General features: G+C 71.8%; 22 protein-coding genes and 1 tRNA gene. 7 read left to right on the top strand and 16 right to left on the bottom strand.

The genetic code is table 11. The features are described from left to right. The first annotated feature begins 31 nt into the window (after positions 1-31). Positions 32-1,303, top strand: coding sequence for an amidohydrolase family protein (locus tag DMA15_RS21785; RefSeq protein ID WP_125514453.1), 1,272 nt, complete (start codon positions 32-34; stop codon positions 1,301-1,303). 83 nt (positions 1,304-1,386) lie between these two features. After that, positions 1,387-2,043, top strand: a complete 657-nt coding sequence (locus DMA15_RS21780; RefSeq protein ID WP_125514452.1) for an SDR family oxidoreductase — start codon at positions 1,387-1,389, stop codon at positions 2,041-2,043. Between the two features lie 51 nt (positions 2,044-2,094). Here DMA15_RS21780 and DMA15_RS21775 read toward each other — a convergent pair whose 3' ends face one another. Next, entirely contained in the window at positions 2,095-2,307 is a 213-nt protein-coding gene (locus tag DMA15_RS21775; protein ID WP_125514451.1) for a hypothetical protein, read from the bottom strand. A 163-nt stretch (positions 2,308-2,470) separates the two neighbouring features. On the opposite strand from DMA15_RS21775, the gene DMA15_RS21770 reads away from it, so the two are divergent. Then, on the top strand, positions 2,471-5,179 hold the full coding sequence (locus DMA15_RS21770) for an NACHT domain-containing protein (protein WP_240659889.1): 2,709 nt from the start codon (positions 2,471-2,473) through the stop codon (positions 5,177-5,179). 68 nt (positions 5,180-5,247) lie between these two features. Here DMA15_RS21770 and DMA15_RS21765 read toward each other — a convergent pair. Further along, positions 5,248-5,329: transfer RNA gene (locus DMA15_RS21765), tRNA-Tyr, on the bottom strand. 196 nt (positions 5,330-5,525) lie between these two features. On the opposite strand from DMA15_RS21765, the gene DMA15_RS21760 reads away from it, so the two are divergent. Together DMA15_RS21760 and DMA15_RS21755 are read left to right on the top strand one after the other, a co-directional pair. After that, positions 5,526-6,014 (top strand): YajQ family cyclic di-GMP-binding protein, encoded by a 489-nt coding sequence (locus DMA15_RS21760; RefSeq protein ID WP_125514450.1) that lies wholly within the window; start codon positions 5,526-5,528, stop codon positions 6,012-6,014. A 63-nt stretch (positions 6,015-6,077) separates the two neighbouring features. Next, a complete protein-coding gene (locus DMA15_RS21755) occupies positions 6,078-6,464 on the top strand; it encodes a hypothetical protein (RefSeq protein WP_125514449.1) in 387 nt (128 codons plus the stop codon). Between the two features lie 90 nt (positions 6,465-6,554). Here DMA15_RS21755 and DMA15_RS21750 read toward each other — a convergent pair whose 3' ends face one another. Beyond that, complete coding sequence (locus DMA15_RS21750) at positions 6,555-6,821, bottom strand: GlsB/YeaQ/YmgE family stress response membrane protein (protein WP_125514448.1); 267 nt, start codon at positions 6,819-6,821, stop codon at positions 6,555-6,557. Between the two features lie 103 nt (positions 6,822-6,924). Between DMA15_RS21750 and DMA15_RS21745 the strand changes: the two genes are divergently transcribed. Continuing rightward, positions 6,925-8,175 (top strand): APC family permease, encoded by a 1,251-nt coding sequence (locus tag DMA15_RS21745; protein WP_125514447.1) that lies wholly within the window; start codon positions 6,925-6,927, stop codon positions 8,173-8,175. Positions 8,176-8,295: 120 nt separating this feature from the next. On the opposite strand, the gene DMA15_RS21740 is transcribed toward DMA15_RS21745, so the two are convergent. From DMA15_RS21740 to DMA15_RS21680, 13 genes are all read right to left on the bottom strand, one after another. Further along, positions 8,296-8,844, bottom strand: a complete 549-nt coding sequence (locus DMA15_RS21740) for an SMI1/KNR4 family protein (RefSeq protein ID WP_125514446.1) — start codon at positions 8,842-8,844, stop codon at positions 8,296-8,298. Positions 8,845-8,905: 61 nt separating this feature from the next. Continuing rightward, positions 8,906-9,301: a YccF domain-containing protein gene (locus tag DMA15_RS21735; RefSeq protein WP_125514445.1), complete on the bottom strand. Its 396-nt coding sequence runs from the start codon at positions 9,299-9,301 to the stop codon at positions 8,906-8,908. After that, the gene (htpX, locus tag DMA15_RS21730) at positions 9,298-10,161 is read right to left on the bottom strand and encodes a zinc metalloprotease HtpX (protein ID WP_125514444.1); all 864 of its coding nucleotides are present in this window, start codon (positions 10,159-10,161) and stop codon (positions 9,298-9,300) included. The genes DMA15_RS21735 and htpX overlap by 4 nt, the downstream gene beginning before the upstream one ends. A 181-nt stretch (positions 10,162-10,342) precedes the next feature. Next, entirely contained in the window at positions 10,343-11,893 is a 1,551-nt protein-coding gene (locus DMA15_RS21725; protein WP_240659888.1) for an NADH-quinone oxidoreductase subunit N, read from the bottom strand. Continuing rightward, complete coding sequence (locus DMA15_RS21720) at positions 11,890-13,479, bottom strand: NADH-quinone oxidoreductase subunit M (RefSeq protein WP_125514443.1); 1,590 nt, start codon at positions 13,477-13,479, stop codon at positions 11,890-11,892. Before DMA15_RS21720 ends, DMA15_RS21725 begins: the two co-directional genes overlap by 4 nt. A 6-nt stretch (positions 13,480-13,485) precedes the next feature. Then, complete coding sequence (locus DMA15_RS21715) at positions 13,486-15,480, bottom strand: NADH-quinone oxidoreductase subunit L (RefSeq protein ID WP_125514442.1); 1,995 nt, start codon at positions 15,478-15,480, stop codon at positions 13,486-13,488. Next, positions 15,477-15,893 (bottom strand): NADH-quinone oxidoreductase subunit NuoK, encoded by a 417-nt coding sequence (gene nuoK, locus DMA15_RS21710; RefSeq protein ID WP_125514441.1) that lies wholly within the window; start codon positions 15,891-15,893, stop codon positions 15,477-15,479. Before nuoK ends, DMA15_RS21715 begins: the two co-directional genes overlap by 4 nt. After that, positions 15,893-16,498 (bottom strand): NADH-quinone oxidoreductase subunit J, encoded by a 606-nt coding sequence (locus DMA15_RS21705; protein WP_125514440.1) that lies wholly within the window; start codon positions 16,496-16,498, stop codon positions 15,893-15,895. The genes nuoK and DMA15_RS21705 overlap by 1 nt, the downstream gene beginning before the upstream one ends. Further along, complete coding sequence (locus tag DMA15_RS21700; protein ID WP_125514439.1) at positions 16,495-17,055, bottom strand: NADH-quinone oxidoreductase subunit I; 561 nt, start codon at positions 17,053-17,055, stop codon at positions 16,495-16,497. The genes DMA15_RS21705 and DMA15_RS21700 overlap by 4 nt, the downstream gene beginning before the upstream one ends. Before the next feature lie 2 nt (positions 17,056-17,057). Beyond that, positions 17,058-18,026: a complex I subunit 1 family protein gene (locus DMA15_RS21695; RefSeq protein WP_125514438.1), complete on the bottom strand. Its 969-nt coding sequence runs from the start codon at positions 18,024-18,026 to the stop codon at positions 17,058-17,060. Beyond that, positions 18,023-19,324 (bottom strand): NADH-quinone oxidoreductase subunit C, encoded by a 1,302-nt coding sequence (locus DMA15_RS21690; protein ID WP_125514437.1) that lies wholly within the window; start codon positions 19,322-19,324, stop codon positions 18,023-18,025. The genes DMA15_RS21695 and DMA15_RS21690 overlap by 4 nt, the downstream gene beginning before the upstream one ends. Then, the gene (locus DMA15_RS21685) at positions 19,321-19,923 is read right to left on the bottom strand and encodes an NADH-quinone oxidoreductase subunit B (RefSeq protein WP_125514436.1); all 603 of its coding nucleotides are present in this window, start codon (positions 19,921-19,923) and stop codon (positions 19,321-19,323) included. The genes DMA15_RS21690 and DMA15_RS21685 overlap by 4 nt, the downstream gene beginning before the upstream one ends. Next, the gene (locus DMA15_RS21680; protein ID WP_125514435.1) at positions 19,914-20,303 is read right to left on the bottom strand and encodes an NADH-quinone oxidoreductase subunit A; all 390 of its coding nucleotides are present in this window, start codon (positions 20,301-20,303) and stop codon (positions 19,914-19,916) included. Before DMA15_RS21680 ends, DMA15_RS21685 begins: the two co-directional genes overlap by 10 nt. Positions 20,304-20,600: 297 nt before the next feature. Here DMA15_RS21680 and DMA15_RS21675 point away from each other — a divergent pair, with 297 nt between their 5' ends. Continuing rightward, on the top strand, positions 20,601-21,803 hold the full coding sequence (locus DMA15_RS21675) for a sensor domain-containing protein (RefSeq protein ID WP_125517931.1): 1,203 nt from the start codon (positions 20,601-20,603) through the stop codon (positions 21,801-21,803). Positions 21,804-21,814: the final 11 nt, after the last annotated feature.

Below are 21,814 nucleotides of genomic sequence, written 5' to 3'. Positions count from 1 at the left end.
ACAGCAGCCGCCCCCGAACGCCAGGAGCGCGATGCCCGACAGCCAGCCGCAGCAGCCCCACTCCTCCGGCTCCTCCGGTTCCGATCCCACGGCCGAATCCGGGTCGCTGCTGCTCTGCGGCGCCCGGCTCACCGACGGCAGGACCGTGGACGTCCGGCTCGGCGGCGGGCGCATCGAGGCGGTCGGTACGGCCGGCAGCCTGCCCGCGCACGCCGCGCGCGTGGACCTCGGCGGCTATCTGCTGCTGCCGGCCCCCGCGGAGCCGCACGCGCACGGTGACACCGCGCTGTCGGCGGACGTGCCGGGCCCGGTCTCGTACGACATCCCCGACGTGCAGCGCAGGGCCACGGAGGCGGCCCTGCTCCAGCTCGGGCACGGGGCGACGGCCCTGCGGTCGCAGGTGCGGATCGGTGACGTGCAGGGGCTCGACCCCATGGAGGCCGTGCTCCAGGCGCGCCGGTCGCTGCGGGGGCTCGTCGATCTGACGGCGGTCGCGGTGCCGCGGCTGCTGACCGGCGTCGCGGGCGCGGACGGGCTCGCGATGCTGCGGGACGCGGTGAAGATGGGCGCCTCCGTAGTGGGCGGTTGTCCGGATCTCGACCCCGATCCGACGGGGTACACGGAGGCGGTCCTGGAGCTGGCCGCCGAGCACGGCTGTCCCGTCGACCTGCACACGGACGGTGACGACCCGGCGCGGCTCGGGCGGCTCGCGGCGATGGCAGCCGGGCTGCGGGCCGGGGTCACCATCGGCCCGTGCGGGGGCCTCGGGCGGCTGCCGAGGGAGGTGGCCTCGCGGGCGGCGGAGCAGCTGGCGGCGGCCGGCGTGACGGTGGTCTGCCTGCCGCAGGGCGGCTGCGGGAGCGCGGAGCGGCGCGGACTCGCGCCGGTGCGGCTGCTGCGGGCGGCGGGGGTGCGGGTGGCCGCGGGGAGCGGGGCGATGCGGGATGTGTCGAACCCCGTGGGGCGGGGCGATCCCCTGGAGGCCGCGTACCTGCTGGCCTCGCGGTGCGGGCTGCGGCCCGAGGACGCGTACGACACGGTGAGCGGGGCGGCGCGGGCGGCCATGGGGATGCCCGAGGTCCGGGTGGAGGCGGGTTTCCCGGCCGAGTTGCTCGCGGTGCGCGGTGACCGGCTGGCGGGGGCGCTGTCGCTCGCGTACAGCCGGATCGTGGTGCACCGGGGGCGTGTGGTGGCGCGGACGAGTGCGGTGCGCGAGTACTGCGACTCGGCTGCCGCCGTGGCCCTGGATCTGCCGCGCCAGGGGCGTGCCAAGGGAGGTGACGAGCCGGGGCGGGGCTCCTGACGGCGGCTGTGGGGGGCTTGCTTCGAGTGGCCTGAACTCTCCGCGCGCGGCGAACGCGGTCGTGCTGCCGTACGGTCGGAGACATGCGCATTGTCATCGCTGGAGGTCATGGTCAGATCGCGCTGCGGCTGGAGCGTCTGCTCGCCGCGCGTGGTGACGAGGTCGCCGGGCTGATCCGGAACGCCGGGCAGGAAGCGGATCTGCGCGAGGCCGGTGCCGAACCGGTCCTGTGCGACCTGGAGTCGGCCTCGGTCGACCAGGTCGCCGGGCATCTGCGCGGTGCCGACGCGGCGGTCTTCGCGGCGGGCGCGGGGCCGGGCAGCGACGCCGGCCGCAAGGACACCGTGGACCGGGGCGCCGCCGTGCTCTTCGCGGACGCGGCGGAGCGGGCCGGGGTGCGGCGGTACATCGTCGTGTCGTCGATGGGCGCGGACGCCGCGCACCAGGGCGACGAGGTCTTCGACGCGTATCTGCGGGCCAAGGGCGAGGCGGACGCGAACGTACGCGCGCGTGCCGCGCTCGACTGGACGATCCTGCGTCCGGGGATGCTGACGGACGACGCGGGCACCGGCCTCGTACGCCTGGAGGCGTCGACCGGGCGGGGGCCGATCCCTAGGGACGACGTCGCCGCGGTGCTCGCCGAGCTTCTGGAGACGTCGGCGACGGCTGGGCTGACGCTGGAGCTGGTCAGTGGCTCGGTGCCGGTGTCGGTGGCCGTCAAGTCCGTTGCGGGGAACTGAAGCCCGCTGACAGGGAGGCCCTGAGCGGCCCTGAGGGCCCCTCAGGCGCGTTCAGAACAGCGGGAGCTGGCCCGGCAGGTCCGGGACCGTGTAGCCGTCCAGAGCGGGCTGTACGGCGCCGAGCTGGGCGTGCCTGCGGGATCCCGGGCAGGAGACCAGGTCGCCGGTGACGCGCTGGCCCGGCGGGTCGTGGCGGGCGAACCGTCCGCCGACGACGGCGATCTCGCGGCGGCACTCCGGGCAGTTTCTGCGGCGGGACGACATGGTCCCATTCTGAGCCCTGCGGACCTCGGCGACGTCTGCGCTCCAACTCGGCTCCCTGTTTGTCAAGTTGGGCGATGCCTCCGAGCGCTCCGCCCTATCCTGCCCCGAAGGCGACGTGCACATCGCGCCGCATGGACGCCTCGGAGGGCTGATGGAACCCGCCGTGATCGGAGCTCGGCTCGCGTCGAGCATCGTGGGGCCGCTGGTCAAGAAACTGTTCGTATCCGAAGGTCCCGGGGCCGACCTGGTGGACCGGCCCGTCGCCGTATCCGGTCTCGTCTCCTTCCGGGGCGAGAAGCGGACACTCTCCGACAAGGACCTGTACAAGATCGCGGAAGAGCTGGTCAGGCGCGCCGCCCACTCGACAGGCGTCGAGGACGAACTGCCTTCCTTCGAGAAGCGGGCCGTCGTCCACGCCGTCACCGATTCACTGCGTTCTCTCGGCACGCTCGCGATGGACGACGTCCAGGCCGTACGCCTCGGTCATCTCGCGCTCTCCAGGCAGCTGCGCGCCCAGAACAGGACGGCCACGCTCGGCCTGTCCCACGACGCCGTCACGCTGCATGCGGGCGTCATGGACACCGCCTGCCTGCACATTCTGAACTTCTTCACCCAGCGGTCCACCTTCGTGCCGCGCACACTCCTCGAACAGAGCCGCGGCATCGAGGAGCTGACCCGGAAGATCGACGCTCTGATCACCCGGTCGCCGCCCCCCGCGGACGGTCCCTTCGAGAAGCGGTACGCGCACTACATCGCCGCCAAGCACGGCAAGTTGAGCATCTTCGGTCTCGACCTGTCCGGGGCTCCGGAGAGCTGGCGACTCGACGTGGCCTATCTCCGCCTGGACGCGGCCGTCGACGCGCTGAGTCCCGTCCCCACGGTGGTCTCGGCCGACCACGTCCTCGCGGGCCGCGACCGCGTACTCCTGCGCGGCGTGGCGGGCTCGGGGAAGACCACCCTCATCCAGTGGCTGGCGGTGTCCACGGCGAAGAAGTCGCTCAACGAACAGTTGCTCTACCTCTATGGGCTCGTACCGTTCGTGCTGCCCCTGCGCACGCTGACGCGCAGCGGTGCCCCGCTTCCCGCCCCCGACGGGTTCCTGTCCGCGGTGGACTGCCCGATCGCCGGGAGCCAGCCGCCCGGGTGGATCGACCGGGTGCTGCAAGCCGGCCGGGGTCTCATCCTGATCGACGGGATCGACGAGATTCCCGAGGACGACCGCGGTGACGCCCGCCGCTGGCTTCGCGAACTCCTCAGCGCCTACCCGGACAATCGTTGGCTCGTCACCTCCAGGCCGTCGGCCGTACGGGAACGCTGGCTGGCCGAGGACGACTTCGCCGAGCTGGACCTGGCCCCCATGAACCGGGACAACATCGCCGAGTTCATCCAGCGATGGCACAAGGCCGCCGGCATCAGCGACCAGTACGCCACCGAATTGCTCCGTGCGATCCGGGCCCAGCAGGACCTGAGCGGGCTCGCGGTCAACCCCCTGATGTGCGGCCTGATCTGCGCCCTGCACCAGGACCGCCGCGGCTATCTGCCCGACGGCCGAAAGGAGATCTACGACGCGGCCCTGTCCATGCTGCTCTTCCGGCGTGACCGCGAACGCGGAGTCCTCAAATCCGGCCCGATCCACATCAGCGAGGCCGAACACATCCAGCTCATCCAGAAACTGGCCTACTGGATGATCCGCAACGGCCGCTCCGAGATGAACCGCACGGACGCGGTGGAGCTGCTGCGCCGCGTCCTGCCCGCCATGCCCAAGGTCGCGGAGCAGGGCACGCCGGAAGCCGTGTACCGGCATCTGCTCGTCCGCAGCGGTCTGCTCCGGGAGCCGAGTGCGAACTCCATGGACTTCGTCCACCGGACGTTCCAGGACTACCTGGGAGCCAAGGCGGCGGTCGAGGAACTCGACTTCGACTTCCTCATCGCCAACGCGCACCTGGACCAGTGGGAGGACGTCATCAGGATGGCCGTCGCCCACGCGCGGCCCACGGAGCGGACCCACCTCCTGACGGGCCTCATCAGGCGCGAGAACACCTCACGGCAGGGCCGGGACCGTCTCCATCTCCTCGCGGCCGCCTGCCTGGAACACGCCACAGAGCTGGATCCCGCGGTGCGAGCCGAGGTGCAGGAGCGAGCCGCGGCGCTGATCCCGCCGCGTTCGACGGACCGGGCCCGCGCCCTGGCCGCGATCGGCCCTGTCGTACTCGAACTGCTGACCGGCCCCCGGGAACTCCCGCCGCGCCCGGCCGCCCTGGACCCCTTCGCCACTGACGAGCAGAAAGCCGAGGCGGCGGCGGCCGAAGCCGCGTACCAGGCGGTGGCGGATGAGGCGTACTTCACAGTGCTCACGGCGACGCCCATCGCGACCGACGCCGCCATCGAGGTGCTCGCCCTGTACCGCGACCACCCGGACCTGCGGGTGCGCAGCGAACTCGCACAGGCGTGGAGCAGGTACGACACCGACCTGTACGGCCAGGAAGTCGTCGCACACCTCGCCGAGGACGGCCTCTACTTCCCCGTCTCGAACCTGCGGGAACTCTCCGCGCTGCGGAGTTTCGGCGGCCGTTCCCGCATCAAGATCACCGGGGAGTTCGCCGTCGACGAGTTCATCGCCACGTGCCCGAGCCAGCGCCTCACCCACCTCTGGGTCGAGTCCGACATGGGGCCCGCCTGGGACTGGCTGGGCCACTTCCCCGCACTGCGTGTACTCACCATTGAGACACTCCATCCGAGCATCGACCTCAGCACTCTGGAGAGGGTGCGCTCCCTGCTCACGCTCCGCGTCCCGGAAGACGCCGAACTCGTCGGCTCGCATCTGCTTCCGGAGTCCACGAAGGTCGTACGAGGCTGCCCCAGCACGGCGTGAAACGGTGCGGAACGAAGAAACCCCCTCCGATCTACGTTTCCGCAGATCGGAGGGGGTTTACCTTCATGTGGCGGCGCCAGGATTCGAACCTGGGAAGGCTGAGCCGGCAGATTTACAGTCTGCTCCCTTTGGCCGCTCGGGCACACCGCCGGGGTTGCTGCCTCGCTCCGCTTTCGCGGTGCTCCGTGGCAACGACGTAAACGATACCTGATGGACAGGGGTGCTCCGCCACCCGATTGATCGGCACCCGGCACCGGGGCGATGGCTAGGCTTTGCGGATGCGGCCAGCGTCAGGCGGCCGTGTAACCGCTGAGTACGCATACCCCGATACAAGGAGCCACAGGACATGGCCGACTCCAGTTTCGACATCGTCTCGAAGGTCGAGCGGCAGGAAGTCGACAACGCCCTCAACCAGGCCGCCAAGGAGATCTCGCAGCGCTACGACTTCAAGGGCACCGGTGCCTCGATCTCGTGGTCCGGCGAGAAGATCCTGATGGAGGCGAGCGGCGAGGAGCGCGTCAAGGCGATCCTCGATGTCTTCCAGACCAAGCTGGTCAAGCGCGGCATCTCGCTGAAGGTGCTGGACGCGGGCGAGCCGCAGCTGTCCGGCAAGGAGTACAAGATCTTCGCCTCGATCGAGGAGGGCATCTCCCAGGAGAACGCGAAGAAGGTCGCCAAGATCATCCGTGACGAGGGCCCGAAGGGCGTCAAGGCGCAGGTCCAGGGCGACGAGCTGCGCGTCAGCTCGAAGAGCCGGGACGACCTCCAGGCCGTGCAGGCGCTGCTCAAGGGCCAGGACTTCGACTTCGCACTGCAGTTCGTGAACTACCGGTAGTAATCGCGCTGGCTCATTCTCGCCCTGTGCATGATCACCACCCCGGCAGTACCGTCCCGAGCCATGAACATGAGGGGGATGTGGACGTACTGGGGCTACATCGCGGCGGCGGCTCTGATCGTCGCCTGGAGCAGCGGTGCTGCCACCGCTGTGCTTGTGGTCCTCTCGCTGGCGGTCGTCTCGTACGCGGCCTTTCAGCTTCCCGTGTGGTGCGGAGCGGTGAACCGCAACGGCACCTACTGCCGGCGCAACGCCTCGGGGATCCTGATGGGCTGCGGGCTCCGACAGCATCGGTGGCAGAAGATCAAGCTGATGGTTCTGCGGAGCAAGGCGGGAGACATCTCAAGGGCGGTCTTCCCGACCGCCAAGGAGAAGTTCGGGGCGTTCATCGCCGTGGGCGGTCTCGCGTCCGCCGTCGCGGCCGTGATCGTGCCGGTGGTCACCGGCTGAGCTGACGGGCGGGTCCCTAGTCGGGGCCCGCCCTTTGCCGTTGGCCGCAGTGCGAGGGGCGGCGCTTCGGGGGGACTTCGCGGGGCTGGCTCAGCGTCGTGAGTGGCCGAAAAGGATGCGGTAGGCGACCAGTAGGACGAGGGAGCCGCCGATGGCCGCCGCCCAGGTGGCGCCGTCGTAGAAGTGGCTTTCGATCGGGCGGTCGAGGTAGCGGGCGGAGATCCAGCCGCCGGTGAAGGCGCCCGCGATGCCGATGACGGTCGTGCCGATGAAGCCGCCCGGGTCGCGGCCGGGCAGCAGCAGTTTGGCGGCGGCTCCCGCGAGCAGCCCCAGAACGATCCAGCTGATGATGCCCATGCGATGACCCGGCCTTTCTCGCGCGGTGAGCTTTTGTGCGCTGTTGTCCTGAAGGACGTCTCCACGGAGTGACGCGGTTGCGGTGATCCGTAAGGTGCGGCGCATGACACAACAGCCAGAGCTCCGGCGGACCCTTGGTGTGTTCGACGCGGTGGTGATCGGTCTCGGCTCGATGGTGGGGGCCGGCATCTTCGCGGCGCTCGGGCCCGCGGCGGGCGCCGCGGGGTCGGGGCTGCTGGTGGGGCTCGCGGTCGCCGCCGTGGTCGCCTACTGCAACGCGACGGCGTCGGCGCGGCTCGCCGCCCGCTATCCCGCGTCGGGCGGCACCTACGTCTACGGGCGGGAGCGGCTCGGGGAGTTCTGGGGGTATCTGGCGGGCTGGGCGTTCGTCGTCGGCAAGACCGCGTCGTGCGCCGCGATGGCGCTGACCGCGGGGGCGTACGTCTGGCCGGGGCAGGCGCACGCGGTGGCGGTCGCGGCCGTGGTGCTGCTGACGGCCGTGAACTATCTGGGCGTTCAGAAGTCGGCGTGGCTGACGCGGGGGATCGTGGCGGTGGTGCTCGCCGTGCTGGCGGCGGTCGTCGTCGCCTGCCTCGGGTCGGGGGCGTCCGACGCGGGGCGGCTCGATGTGGGGCTCTCGGGCGGGGTCGGCGGGGCGCTGGAGGCCGCGGGGCTGCTGTTCTTCGCCTTCGCCGGGTACGCGCGGATCGCGACGCTCGGCGAGGAGGTACGCGATCCGGCGCGGACCATTCCGCGGGCGGTCCCGGTGGCGTTGGGCATCGCCCTGTGCGTGTACGCGGGCGTGGCGGTCGCGGTGCTGTCCGTCCTCGGGCCCTCGGGGCTGGCCGGGGCGACCGCGCCGCTGGCCGACGCGGTGCGGGCGGCGGGTGTGCCGGGGCTCGTGCCCGTCGTGCGGGTGGGGGCCGCGGTGGCGGCGCTCGGCTCGCTCCTCGCGCTGATCCTGGGCGTCTCGCGGACGACGCTGGCCATGGCGCGGGACCGGCACCTGCCGGGTGCGCTCGCGGCCGTGCACCCGCGCTTCCGGGTGCCGCACCGCGCGGAGCTGGCCGTGGGCGCGGTGGTGGCGGTGGCGGCCGCGACGGCGGACGTGCGGGGGGCGATCGGCTTCTCCTCCTTCGGGGTGCTCGTGTACTACACGATCGCCAACGCCTCGGCGTGGACGCTCGGTTCCTCCCCGGCGGTCCGCGTCCTGCCCGCGATCGGCGGTCTCGGCTGCGTGGCGCTGGCGTTCGCCCTACCCGTGTCCTCGGTGCTGGCGGGCGGGGCTGTGCTGGCGGTGGGGGCGGGGGCCTATGGGGTGCGTCGGATTCGGCGGGTTCGGCGGGTTCGTTGAGGGCGGGGGGCTTGGGTGGGGGTCTTGGGCGGGGCGGCTCGGGGTGGCGGGTCTTGGGGTGGCGGGGGCTCGGAGCGGTGGGAGCTTGGGGCGGGGTGGCGCCGGGTGGCGGGCCGGGCCTCAGGCCTGGGTGGTGCGGGTCTGGGCGTGCTGCCAACGTGGTAGCTCCACGCCCTCGTTGTCCTCCTCGTACCAACCGGTGCCGTCGAGCCATGCCGTCAACCAGGCCATGAGGCTCGGGGAGTCTATGAACCAGGCGTGTTCCGGGTCGCCGCCGTTGGGCTCGAAGAGCAGGACCTGGGCGGAGTCGGTGCGGCAGTCCACGCACGCGTACATCGCGCAGCCCCAGTGGGATATCGGCAGCACGCCTTCCGGCCAGCCCCAGTCGTCGGCGTGGCGCATCCCCAGGTACTTCTCGACGACCGCGGGCTCGCCTCCGGAGGACTTGTTTTCCAGCAAGGGCAACAGGCCGTACTCCGGGCCGAATCCGCCGTCGCCTACGCGGGTGTACAGCGCGGCGAGCAGGGGTGGCAGGCGGAAGCCCAGGGCCGCCTCCGCCCGGGCCAGGGTGTCCGCGTCCACGGGCGTGGGCAGGACGTCCCAGCCCCAGGGGCGGGTGGCGCGCGCCTCAGCGGTGACGCGGGCCAGCAACTGCTCGGTGTCGGTCATGAGTTCATGGTGGACCACGGCACTGACAATCGGCCCCGGGCGCCGCTCCCCCGCCCGCTTCCTACCGGCGCGCGGCGAACGGCTGGTCCGTACGGACGATTTCGCGGCCGAGCGGCAGCAGCGAGACCGGGATCAGCTTGAAATTGGCGACGCCCAGGGGGATGCCGATGATCGTGACGCACAGGAGGAAGCCCGTGACGATGTGGCCGATCGCGAGCCACCAGCCCGCGAGGACCAGCCACAGGACGTTGCCCACGAACGAGGGCGCGCCCGCGTCGCGGCGGTCGACCGTGGTGTAGCCGAAGGGCCACAGGGCATAGCGGCCGATGCGGAAGCTGGCCAGGCCGAACGGGATGCCGATGATCGTGACGCAGAGCAGCACGCCCGCCAGCAGGTAGGCCAGGAACATCCAGAAGCCGCAGAGGACGAGCCATATGACGTTGAGGATTGTCTTCACTGGTGACGACCTGCCATCTGCTCGAGTCGGGCGATGCGCTCCGCCATCGGCGGGTGCGTGGAGAACATCTTGGACATGCCCTGCCCCGGGCGGAAGGGGTTCGCGATCATCATGTGGCTCGCCGTCTCGAGACGGGGCTCGGGCGGTAGCGGCAACTGCTTCGTGCCGGCGTCCAGTTTCCGCAGGGCGCTCGCCAGTGCGAGCGGGTCGCCGGTCAGCTGCGCGCCGGACGCGTCGGCCTCGTACTCCCTGGAACGGCTGATGGCCAGCTGGATGATCGAGGCCGCCAGCGGGCCGAGCAGCATGATCAGGAGCATTCCGAAGATGCCGGGGCCGTCGTTGTCGTTCGAGCGGCCTACGGGGATCAGCCAGGCGAAGTTGACCAGGAACATGATCACGGAGGCCAGGGCGCCCGCGACCGAGGAGATCAGGATGTCGCGGTTGTAGACGTGGCTCAGCTCGTGGCCGATGACGCCGCGCAGCTCGCGCTCGTCGAGGAGGCGCAGGATGCCGTCGGTGCAGCACACCGCCGCGTTCCGTGGATTGCGGCCGGTCGCGAAGGCGTTCGGGGCCTCGGTCGGCGAGATGTACAGGCGGGGCATGGGCTGGCGGGCCTGGGTGGAGAGCTCGCGGACCATGCGGTAGAGCGCGGGGGCCTCGAATTCGCTCACCGGGCGGGCGCGCATGGCCCGCAGGGCGAGCTTGTCGCTGTTCCAGTACGCGTACGCATTGGTGCCGAGGGCCACCAAGAGCGCGACGAACAGGCCCGTACGCCCGAAGAAGCTGCCGATCACGAGGATGAGCGCGGACAGTCCCCCGAGGAGTACGGCGGTCTTCAACCCGTTGTGCCGGCGGTGCACGGTACGCCCTCCTGGTGGTGCGTGGGGGAACCCTCTGCTGACTGGTGCTTCCACTGTTCAGTGGACCCTCCCGTACTGGTCAACGCCAGGCGGGGAGCACTAGTTCCCTTGTGCGCTCAGGAGCGGTGTACGCCACGCGGGTGAGGCCCCGCGTGGCGACCCGGAGGGCCTCGGTGGCCCGTCAGAAGAGACCGGTGTCCGAGAACCTCAGGACGAGCTGGGGCGCTCCGGAGAGCGCGATGCCGAGGACCGCGGTCAGCGCGATGGCCGCGGTGAGGGGCGCCGGTACGCGGTGCCTGACCGGCTCGCCCTCGGGGGCGCGGAAGAGGAGCGCGGTCCACTGGAGGTAGTAGTAGAGGGCGATCACGACGTTCACGGCCATCACCACGGCGAGCCAACCGAGGCCCGCGTCGACCGCGGCCGAGAAGACCGTGACCTTGGCGAAGAGGCCGATGATGCCGGGCGGCAGGCCCGCGAGGCAAAGCAGGAAGAAGGCCAGGACGAGGGCGGCCAGGGGACTGCGCGCGTACAGGCCCCGGTAGTCGCTGACGCGGTTCAGGCGCTGCGTGCGGCCGACGAGCGCGGCGACGGCGAAGGCTCCGAGGTTCACGGCCGCGTACATCAGGGCGTAGGCGACGGTGGATCCGATGGCCTTCTCCGCGCCCGCCTCGTTGTCGGCGTATCCGGCGGCGGCGATCGGCACCAGGAGGTAGCCGGCCTGGCCGACCGAGGACCAGGCGAGGAGGCGGACCGCGCTGTACGCGCGCGTGGAGCGCTGGCGCAGGGCGGCGACGTTGCCCGCGGTCATGGTGAGCGCGGCGAGGACGGCGAGCACCGGGCCCCAGACGTCCGCGTACGAGGGGAAGGCGACGACGGTGACGAGGATGAGCCCGGTGAAGCCGACGGCCTTCCCGACGACCGAGAGGTACGCGGCGACGGGCAGGGGCGCGCCTACGTAGGTGTCCGGTACCCAGAAGTGGAAGGGCACGGCGGCCACCTTGAAGGCGAAGCCGACGAGGGTGAGGGCGACGCCGGCCTGGGCGAGCGTGTGCAGCTGCCCGTCGGTGACCTGGTCGCTCTGGAGCTTGGTGGCGATCTCGGTGAGGTGCAGGGTGCCGGTCGCCGCGTAGACGAAGCTGACGCCCATGAGGCTCACGGCGGTCGCGGTGACCGAGGAGAGGAAGAACTTCAGGGCCGCTTCGGAGGAGCGCTTGTCGCCGTGCCTGAGGCCGACGAGGGCGAACGCGGGCAGGGAGGCGACCTCCAGGGCGACGATGAGGGTCGCGAGGTCGCGCGAGGCGGGCAGCAGGGCGGCACCCGCCGCGGAGGAGAGCAGCAGGAACCAGAACTCTCCCGCGGGGAGTTCGCCCTTGGTGCCCTCCTCGTCCTTCAGGGTGCTCATGGAGAGCAGGGCGGCCAGCAGGGCGCCGCCGAGGACGAGGAGCTGGATGACGAGGGTGAAGCGGTCGGCGGTGTAGCTGCACGCGTGCGTGCCGCTTCCGGTCAGGCAGAAGGTCGAGCGGTCGTCGTCCAGGAGAGGCAGCAGGGAGAGCGCGGCCGCGGCCAGGCCCGCCACGGAGAGCCAGCCGAGGACGGCCTTCTTGCCGTCGCCCACGAAGAGGTCGGCGACGAGCACGACGAGGCCGACGACGGCCGTGATGGTGGGCGGCGCGATCGCGAGCCAGTCGACCGACTGGACCAAGCTTGAGGCGCTTTCGGCGGCCACGGTCACGACTTGCCTCCAGTGAGGAGCTTCTGCACGGCCGGGTCGGTCAGGCCGAGGAGAGCCGCGGGCCAGAGTCCGGCGAGGACGGTGAGGGCGACGAGCGGGGTCCAGGCGGCGAGTTCATAGCCCTGGACGTCGGCGAGCGCCTTGGGCGCGGGCTCGGCGTCGGGCCGCGGCATCGGGCCCATGCAGACACGGCGTACGACGACGAGCATGTACGCGGCGGTGAGCAGGGTGCCGAAGGCGGCGATCGCCATGAAGGTGAGGAAGGCGGGGCGGCTCAGGTCGTCGGCGGGCTCGAACGCGCCGAACAGCGCGAGCATCTCGCCCCAGAACCCGGCGAGGCCCGGCAGGCCGAGCGAGGCGACGGCGCCGAAGGCGAGCAGACCGCCGAGGCGGGGCGCCTTGCCGTAGAGCGCGGCGCCGGACTCCTGTGCGAGGGAGTCGAGGTCGGTGGTGCCGGTGCGGTCCTTGAGCGCGCCGACGAGGAAGAAGAGCAGGCCGGTGATGAGGCCGTGCGCGATGTTGGCGAACAGCGCGCCGTTCACGCCGGTCGGGCTCATCGTCGCGATGCCGAGCAGGACGAAGCCCATGTGGCCGACGGACGAGTACGCGATGAGGCGCTTGAGGTCGCCCTTCGCGCCCCGCCTGGCGAGCGCGAGGCAGGCCAGCGAACCGTAGATGATCCCGACGACCGCGAAGGCCGCGAGGTAGGGCGCGAACTCCCGCATCCCGTCCGGGGTGATGGGCAGCAGAATGCGGACGAAACCGTACGTACCCATCTTCAGCAGTACGCCGGCCAGCAGGACCGAGCCGACGGTCGGCGCGGCGGTGTGGGCGTCCGGCAGCCAGCTGTGCAGCGGCCACATCGGCGTCTTGACCGCGAGCCCGATCCCGATCGCCAGAACGGCGATGACCTGCACGGATGTGGTCAGGCCCGGGCCGTTGTCAGTGGCGAGTGCCACCATGTCGAACGTGCCGGACTTGAGCCCGATCAGGAGGAGGCCGAGCAGCATCACGACGGAGCCGAGCAGCGTGTAGAGGATGAACTTCCAGGCCGCCTGCGTGCGTTGTGCACCGCCCCAGCGGGCGATGAGGAAGTACATCGGGATGAGCACCATCTCGAACGCCAGGAAGAACAGCAGCAGATCGAGGACGGCGAAGGTCGCGAGGGTGCCGGACTCGAGGACGAGGATCAGTGCGACAAATGCCTTGGGAGACGGGCCCGTCGGCATTTTGAAGTAGCTGTAGAGCGCGCAGAGGAAGGTCAGCAGCGCGGTCAGGACCAGAAGGGGGAGCGAGATGCCGTCGATGCCGAGGTGGATGCGCACGTCGAGTGCGGGGATCCAGCTGATGTCGGTCGTGGCCTGCATCTTCGACGGGTGGTCGTGGTCGAAGCCGAGCGCGAGGACGAGCGCGGCGAGCAGGACGGCACCGGTCACGGTCACGCCGTGGCGGAGCACGGCCTGGTCGGGCGAGTTCCCCTTCAGCCCGGGCGGGGCCGGGAGGAGAGCGGCCACGGCGCCGATGAGCGGGCCGGCGACGATCAACGCCAGAAGAAACTGCATCACGGACTCACTGATACCGATCACGGCTGCTCACGCTCCGGCGGTGGCGACGAGGACGGCGGCGACGGCCAGGACGACCGTGCCTGCGAGCAGCGCGCTCAGATAGGTCTGTACGTTGCCGGTCTGCGCGCGCCGGACGGCCGTGCCGAGCCAGCGGGGCGCGGTGCCCGCGCCGCGCACGTACGTCTCGACGACCTCGCGGTCGAGGAAGCGGACGAGGCGCGCGGCGGCCTGGACCGGGCGGACGAACAGGGCCGCGTAGACGGCGTCGAGGCGGAAGCCGGCGGCCGCGTGGCGGTGCAGGGGACCGAGCAGCAGACGGCCCGGGTCGGCCGGGTCGTGGGCCGATGCCACGTCACCGTACGCGGGGGCGTGCGAGGCGATGGCCTCCGCCTCGACCTGTCCCCCGTCGCCGTCCGGGCTCACCGCGACGGCGCCCATCGGGACGCGGGCGGCGAGCGCGGTGGTGTGGCGCCACGCGCCGTAGGTGACGAGGGCGCCGCCGAAGGCGAGGCCCGTGCCGAGGACGGAGGTGGTGAGCGTCGGCGAGAGCGAGCGGCCGTCGAACCAGTCCGGCAGGACCCCGACGGCGGTACCGAAGGCGAGGGAGGGCACGGCCAGCACCCACAGCACGGCCGTCATGGCGAGGGGCTGCTTCCCGTGGTCGGGAGCGTCGGCGCCCCTGCCGTGGAAGGCGAGCAGCCACAGGCGCGTCGCGTAGGCGGCGGTGAGGAGGGCGGTGAGCAGACCGGCGACGAGGACGATCCAGCCCGCGGCGGTGGGCACGGACGCGGCGTGGCCCGTGGCGGTGTGCTCGGCGGCGCCGAGCACGGCCTCCTTGGAGAAGAAGCCGCTGAACGGCGGGATCGCGGCGAGCGCGAGGAGCGCCACGGTCATCGTCCAGTACGCGTCGGGGACGCGGTCGCGCAGGCCCTTCATACGGGACATGGCGGCCAGTGAGTTGGTGCCGGCGGCGTGGATGATCACGCCCGCGGTGAGGAACAGCAGCGCCTTGAAGGCGCCGTGGGACAGGAGGTGGAAGACGGCGGCGCCGCGGTCGCCGACGGCGAGGGCGCCGGTCATGTAGCCGAGCTGGCCGATCGTCGAGTACGCGAGGACGCGCTTGATGTCGTCCTGGGCGAGCGCGGCGAGGGCCGAACCGGCCATGGTGACGGCGGCCATGACGGCGAGGACGACGAGGGCCGCCCCGGAGGCGGCGAAGACCGGGAGGAGGCGGGCGACGAAGTAGACGCCGGCGGCGACCATCGTCGCGGCGTGGATCAGCGCGGAGACGGGCGTGGGGCCCGCCATCGCGTCGGGCAGCCAGGTGTGCAGCGGGAACTGCGCCGACTTGCCCGCCACGCCCGCGAGGAGCAGCAAGGCGATGAGCGTGGGGTGGTCCAGGCCGCCGTCCGCGACCGTCGCGAGGATCGTCGTGACGCGGAACGAGCCCGCGTCCGCGGCGAGGGCGAACAGGCCGATGAGGAAGGGGACATCGCCGAGCTTGGTGACCAGGAAGGCCTTCAGGGAGGCGGCGCGCGCCTCGGGCGTCTCCCAGTAGTGGCCGACGAGGAAGTACGAGCAGATGCCCATGATCTCCCAGCCGACCAGGAGCACCATCAGGTCGCCGGAGTAGACGACGAGCAGCATCGCGGAGGTGAAGAGGGAGACGAGAGCGGCGTAGGAGGGGTAGCGCGGGTCGTCGCGCAGGTAGCCCGTCGAGTAGATCTGCACGCAGGAGGCGACGACGCCGACCAGGACGGCGACGAGGGCGGCGAAGCCGTCGATGTGCAGGGCGAGTTCGATGGGGACCGAGCCGGTCGGGGTCAGCTCGGTCGCGGCGTCGACCGGCCGGTCACCGCCCTGGCGGACGGCCACGAGCACGGCGAGGACCAGGGCCGTCAGCGTGGGCAGGACCGCGAGGGGGCGTACGAGTCCGGGGATCCGGCGGCCGAGGAGCAGGCCCGCGGCCGCGCCCAGGAACGGCAGAAGGGGGACGAGGACGGCGAGGGTGGTCGTGGTCACGCGGTGGCCTCGGCCTTCTGCGACTGCGGTGACTGCTGTGACTGCTGGGGTTCTTGCGAGTCGTCAGGCTCCTGCGCCTCCTGGGACTCGTCCGGCGCGGAGGGCTCGGCGGTGTCGCGGAGGGCGTCGACGGCGGAGGTGCCGCGGTTGCGGTAGACCGCGAGGACGATCGCGAGGCCGATGCCGATCTCGGCGGCGGCGATGGCGATGACGAAGAGCGTCAGGGCCTGGCCGGCGTGGAGGGAGTCGCGGAGCCAGACGTCGAAGGCGACGAGGTTGAGGTTGACGGCGTTGAGCATCAGCTCGACGGACATCAGGACCAGGATCGCGTTGCGCCGGGCGAGTACGCCGTAGAGGCCGACGCAGAAGAGGAGGGCGGCGAGGACGGCGGGATAGGCGAGGTGGAGGTGCATCAGCGGTCTCCCTCCGGGGCGGGCGTGCCCTTGGCCGTCTTGCGGGACAGGACGATCGCGCCGACGAGGGCGGCGAGGAGGAGGACCGAGAGCGCCTCGAAGGGGAGCACCCAGTGCCGGAAGAGGACCGAGCCGGTGACGTCGGTGGAGCCCTGGGCGGCGCCGTCCAGGTCGATCACCGTGGTGCGGAAGGCGTCCACGACGACCCAGACCAGGGCGGCGGCAGCGGCGGCGGCCACCGCGAGCGCGACCGGGCGGTTGCCCGAGTCGGCGTCCGGGGAGCGGCCGATGGGCGCCCTGGTGAGCATCAGGCCGAAGAGGAGGAGGACGACGACGGAACCTACGTAGATGAGGACCTGCACCCAGGCGATGAACTCGGCGGTCAGCAGGAGGTACTCGACCGCGAGGCCGCCGAGCGCCACGACCAGCCACAGGGCGGCGTGCACCAGCTGCCTGGTCGTGACGGTGATGACGGCCGCGCCGAGCGTGACGAGGCCGACGAGGAGGAAGGCGATCTCGACGCCGGTCGGGGAGAGGAACCCGTGGGTCTCGGCGGTCCCGGCGGTCTTGGCCGCGGAGACCGCGGTGGCTGCTGCGAAGGTCACGACTCCCCTTCCTTCGTCCCGGGCGGGGTGGCCTCGGCGGCGGCCAGCTTCTCCGCGGCCTTGCGGGCGGCGGCGAGTTCCTTCGGCTCCTCGGCGCCGGGGTCGAGGGCGGGCGGGGCCGGGACCGTCCACATCCACTCGCGGAGTTTGTCGCGCTCGTGGGTGAGTTCGTGGATGTCGGTCTCGGCGTACTCGAACTCCGGGGACCAGAAGAGGGCGTCGAAGGGGCAGACCTCGATGCAGATGCCGCAGTACATGCAGAGGGAAAAGTCGATGGCGAAGCGGTCGAGGACGTTGCGGCTGCGCTCGCGGCCGCCGGGGGCGGCGGGCGGGACCGTCTCCTTGTGGGAGTCGATGTAGATGCACCAGTCGGGGCATTCGCGGGCGCAGAGCATGCAGACCGTGCAGTTCTCCTCGAACAGGCCGATGACGCCCCGGGTGCGGGGCGGGAGTTCGGGCTGGGCCTCGGGGTACTGCTCGGTGACGGTCTTCTTCGTCATCGTGCGAAGCGTGACGGCGAGGCCCTTGGCGAGGCCGGATCCGGGGATGGGAGACATGGTTAGGAGATCGCCACCTTCACGATTCCGGTGAGCGCGATCTGCGCGAGGGCGAGGGGGACGAGGGTGGTCCAGGCGAGTTTCTGGAGCTGGTCCTCGCGGAGACGGGGGTAGGTCACGCGCAGCCAGATCACGACGAAGGCGAGCACGGCCGTCTTGAGCAGGGTCCACACCCAGCCCAGGCCGTCGGCGCCCCACGGACCGTGCCAGCCGCCCAGGAAGAGGACGGTGGTCAGGCCGCACAGGACGACGATTCCGGCGTACTCGGCGAGGAGGAAGAGGGCGAAGCGCAGACCCGTGTACTCGGTGTAGGCGCCGAAGATGATCTCGGAGTCGGCGACGGGCATGTCGAAGGGCGGGCGCTGGAGTTCGGCGAGGCCCGCGACGAAGAAGACGAGGGCGCCGGTGATCTGCCAGGGCAGCCACCACCACTCGAACGCGTCGACGATGCCGGGCAGGGAGACCGTGCCTGCCGCCATCGCGACGGAGGCGGCGGCGAGCAGCATCGGCAGTTCGTAGGCGAGGAGCTGGGCGGCGGTGCGCAGGCCGCCGAGGAGGGAGAACTTGTTGGCGCTGGCCCAGCCCGCCATGAGCGAGCCGAGTACGCCGATGCCCATGACCGCCAGGACGAAGAAGATGCCGGCGTCGACGACCTCGCCGACCGCGCCCTCGCCGGGGCCGACCGGGATGGCGACCAGGACGAGGAGGTAGGGCAGGAGGGCGATCGCGGGGGCCAGTTGGAAGACGCGGCGGTCGGCCTGGGCCGGGACGATGTCTTCCTTCTGGGCGAACTTGACGCCGTCGGCGACGAGTTGGGCCCAGCCGTGGAAGCCGCCGGCGTACATGGGGCCGAGGCGGCCCTGCATGTGGGCCATCACCTTGTGCTCGGTCTGGCCGATGACGAGGGGCAGGACCAGGAAGACGGCGAAGACGATGACGAGGCGCAGGGCGACGTCGAGGGCGTCGTTCACTCGGTGCCTCCTGGGCGTTCGCCGTTCTCCGGGTTCTGGTCGGGGCCGGGTTCCGTGGACTCGGTGGACTCGGTGGACCCGGTGGAGTCGGCGGGGGTGGGCTGCTCGGGCCTTGCGGGCTCGGCGTCGTCGAAGGTCGGGCGGGCGTGGTGCCACGGGGCGTCGGAGCTGCGCGGGGCCGGGCGCCGCTTGGGCTCGGGCTCCGCGGCGGGGGCGGGCCCGGGGGCGGGCGTCGACTCGGTGGCCGGGGATGCCTCGGGCGCCGGGCTCGCGGTCGCCTCGGAAGCAGGGCTCGCCTCGGGCGCGGGAGCCGGTTCCGGCGTCGGCGTCGGCGTCGGCGGTGTCGCTGGTGCCGGGTCCGTGGGCGAGGCCCCCGGCTCCGGAGCGGGCGAAGCTTCCGCCCGCTGGGACGCCGAGCCCTGGCTGACGCTGCGGGAGCGCCTCGGGGGGCGGGTCGGGGCCGCCGGCTGCTGGGCCTCGGCGGGCTGAGCGGGCCCAACGGCCTCGGCGGCCTCGGCGGGCTCAGCGGCGGTCTGGTCCGCAGGCTGGGTTCCCCCGGTACCGGCCGCCGGCGGAGTCGTCGCCTGGCTCGCCGAGCCCTCGCTCACCGAGCGGGTCCGCCGCGCCGGGCGTTCACCGGCCGCCGCACGACCAGCCGCGCCAGCCGCACGGCCGGGCGCGCCCGCCGCGCCTGCCGTACGAGCGGCTCGGGCCGGGCGGGCCGGGGCAGGGGGGAGTTGGCCCTTGAGGGGGCCCCACTCGTTGGGGTCGGGCACGCCGGGGGGCAGCATCTGGCGGCGCTTGGGGCCGCCGTGTTCGGACTCGCCCGGCTCCTTGGCGCCCGGCCAGGCCTTCGCGACGCGGGCCGCGAGCACGAAGTCCTTGCGGAGCGGGTGGCCCTCGAAGTTCTCGGGGAGGAGCAGCGGGGTCAGCCCGGGGTGCCCCTCGAACGTCACGCCGAACATCTCGTGCGTCTCGCGCTCGTGCCAGGCGGCGCCCGCGTAGACACCGACGGCGGAGGCGAGGACGGGGGCGTCGTGCGCGACCGTCGTACGGAGCAGGAGACGGCGTACGGGAGAGAGCGCGACGACGTGGGCGGCGACGCGGAAACCCGTCTCCGGCTCGTCGACCGCGCTCAGCCAGTCGAAGTAGGTGCAGGCCAGCGTGGTGCGGGCCGTTTCGAGGGCGGTGGTCCACCGGTCCGGGGGGACGTCGACGGTCAGTACGTCGTACGACTCGTCGGCCGTCGCCTCCGGGCCGAACAGCTCCTCGACGGGGCTCGGCAGCCAGCCGGTCATGCCTGGGCCTCCCCCGGCGCGGGCGCCTTCACCAGGCCGCTGCGCAGCGCCGCCGTGGAGGGCCGCGTGCCGTGGCCGTAGCGCTCCCCGAGCGACTCGGCGGCGATCTTCTCCTGGAGCTTGAGGATGCCCTGGAGCAGCGCCTCGGGCCGGGGCGGGCACCCGGGCACGTACACGTCGACGGGGATGATCTGGTCGACGCCCTTGGTGACGGAGTACGAGTCCCAGTACGGGCCGCCGCAGTTGGAGCAGGCGCCGAAGGAGATGACGTACTTCGGTTCGGGCATCTGCTCGTACAGGCGCTTGACCGCGGGTGCCATCTTGTCCGTGACCGTGCCGGAGACGACCATCAGGTCGGCCTGGCGCGGGCCCGGCGCGAAGGGGATGACGCCGAGCCGGATGAAGTCGTGGCGCGCCATGGAGGCGGCGATGAACTCGATGGCGCAGCAGGCGAGGCCGAAGTTGAAGACCCAGAGGGAGTAGCGGCGGCCCCAGTTGAGGACCACCTTCATCGGCTCGGGGGCCAGGCGGGAGAGCACGCCAAGCCGTTTCGGCTCCGGGAGGTCCACGGGAGCGGGGGTCACGGCGCTCACGTCCATGTAAGGACGCCCTTCTTGTATGCGTACAGCAGGCCCACGGCGAGGAAGCCGAGGAAGATGAACATCTCCACGAGCGTGGTCGCGCCGTAGCCGGGCGCGGCGAAGACCGTCGCCCAGGGGAAGAGGAAGATCGAGTCGACGGCGAAGATCACGTAGAGGAAGGCGTAGACGTAGTAGCGGACCTGGGTGTGGGCCCAGCCCTCGCCGACGGGGTCGACGCCGCACTCGTACGTCAGGAGTTTCTCGGGGGTCGGCACCACCGGGCGCAGCAGACGGCCCGCGCCGAAGGCGACGGCGACGAACACCACGCCCACCAGGGCGAGCAGCCCGACGACGGAGTACGACTGGTAGTAGCTCGCCGCGACGTTCGTCACGTCCACGTCAGCCCCTCACACACGTCAGCTCCTCACTCCCCGACCGTCCTTGGCCCTGATGCTGATCCTGTTCGACGATCTGTACGCACGGGAGTCTAGGGCCTGCTAAAGGTTCGGTAAGCAGAGCGTCACGCATCGATGCGGGCGAGGCGGGTCGGCGAGGCGGTCGGGCGGGGTGGGTCGGCGAGGCGGTCGGGTGAGGTGGTCGGGCGGGGTGGGGTTATCCCCCGGGCGCCCCGGGCGGGACCCTCATGGCGTTACGGCGGCGCGCCGGGCACTCTGGCGCGTATGACCGCACGCACCATGCCCTTGCCCGAGGACCGCCCGGTCGGCGGGCCGCTCGACGACGACCGGCCGCCGCCCGCGCGGTTCGCCTACGACGGGCACACCTGGAAGGAGATCGCCCAGCTCCTGGGAAACCTGCCGATCGGCATCGCCGGCTTCGTCTACGCGGTGGTCACGCTGTCGCTGGGCGCGGGCCTGACGGTGACCGTCATCGGTCTGCCGCTGCTCGCGGCGGGGCTGCTCGGCGCGCGCCTGCTGGGCAGGGCCGAGCGGGCACGGGCCAGGAAACTGCTCGGGGTGCGGGTCGAGGAGCCGAGCCCGATGGCGGTGTTCGGCGGGAGCGGCGTCTTCGGGTGGCTCTGGTCGAGTCTGAGGGACCCGGTGGGGTGGCGCGCGATGCTGTACGCGTTCATCCGGTTGCCGTGGGGGGTGCTGACCTTCGCGGTCACGCTCGTCGGGCTGATCGTGCTCTGGCCCGTGCTGCCCTTCGTCGTGCGGGGGCTGACCAATGTGGACCGGGCGATGGTGCGCGGACTGCTCTGCCCCTCCGACGAGTTGGAACGGCGCATCGCCGAACTGGAGTCCGACCGGGGGGTGGTCGTGGACACGGCCGCCGCGGATCTGCGCCGCATCGAGCGCGATCTGCACGACGGCGCGCAGGCCCGCCTCGTCGCCCTCGCGATGGGGCTCGGTCTCGCCAAGGAGAAGCTTCTGGAGGACCCCGAGGCGGCGGCCCGCATGGTCGACGAGGCGCACGGCGAGGTGAAGGTCGCCCTCCAGGAGCTGCGCGACCTGGCCCGCGGCATCCACCCCGCCGTCCTGACCGACCGCGGGCTCAACGCGGCGCTGTCCTCCGTCGCCTCCCGTTGCACCGTGCCGGTGAAGGTGACCGCGGATCTGCCGGCGCGGCCTGCGGCGGCGATCGAGGGCATCGCGTACTTCACCGTCTCCGAGCTGCTGCAGAACATCAGCAAGCACAGCGGGGCGAGGAGCGCGAGCGTGGAGGTGTGGCGGGCCAAGGACCGGCTGCTCATCCAGGTGTGGGACGACGGGCGCGGCGGGGCCCGGCTGGACGGCGGCACGGGCATGGCGGGCCTGGCGGACCGGCTCGGCGCGGTCGACGGCCTCTTCGTGATCGACTCCCCGCAGGGCGGCCCGACGACGATCACGGCGGAGCTGCCGTGGCGGGACCGTGCGGCGGAGGCGGCCCCGGGAAGGTAGGGAAAACCCCC

This window comes from Streptomyces sp. WAC 01529, assembly GCF_003945545.1.
In the GTDB taxonomy this organism is placed as follows: Bacteria; Actinomycetota; Actinomycetes; order Streptomycetales; family Streptomycetaceae; genus Streptomyces; species Streptomyces anatolicus.
This window is presented reverse-complemented; position numbering and strand designations above follow the sequence as displayed.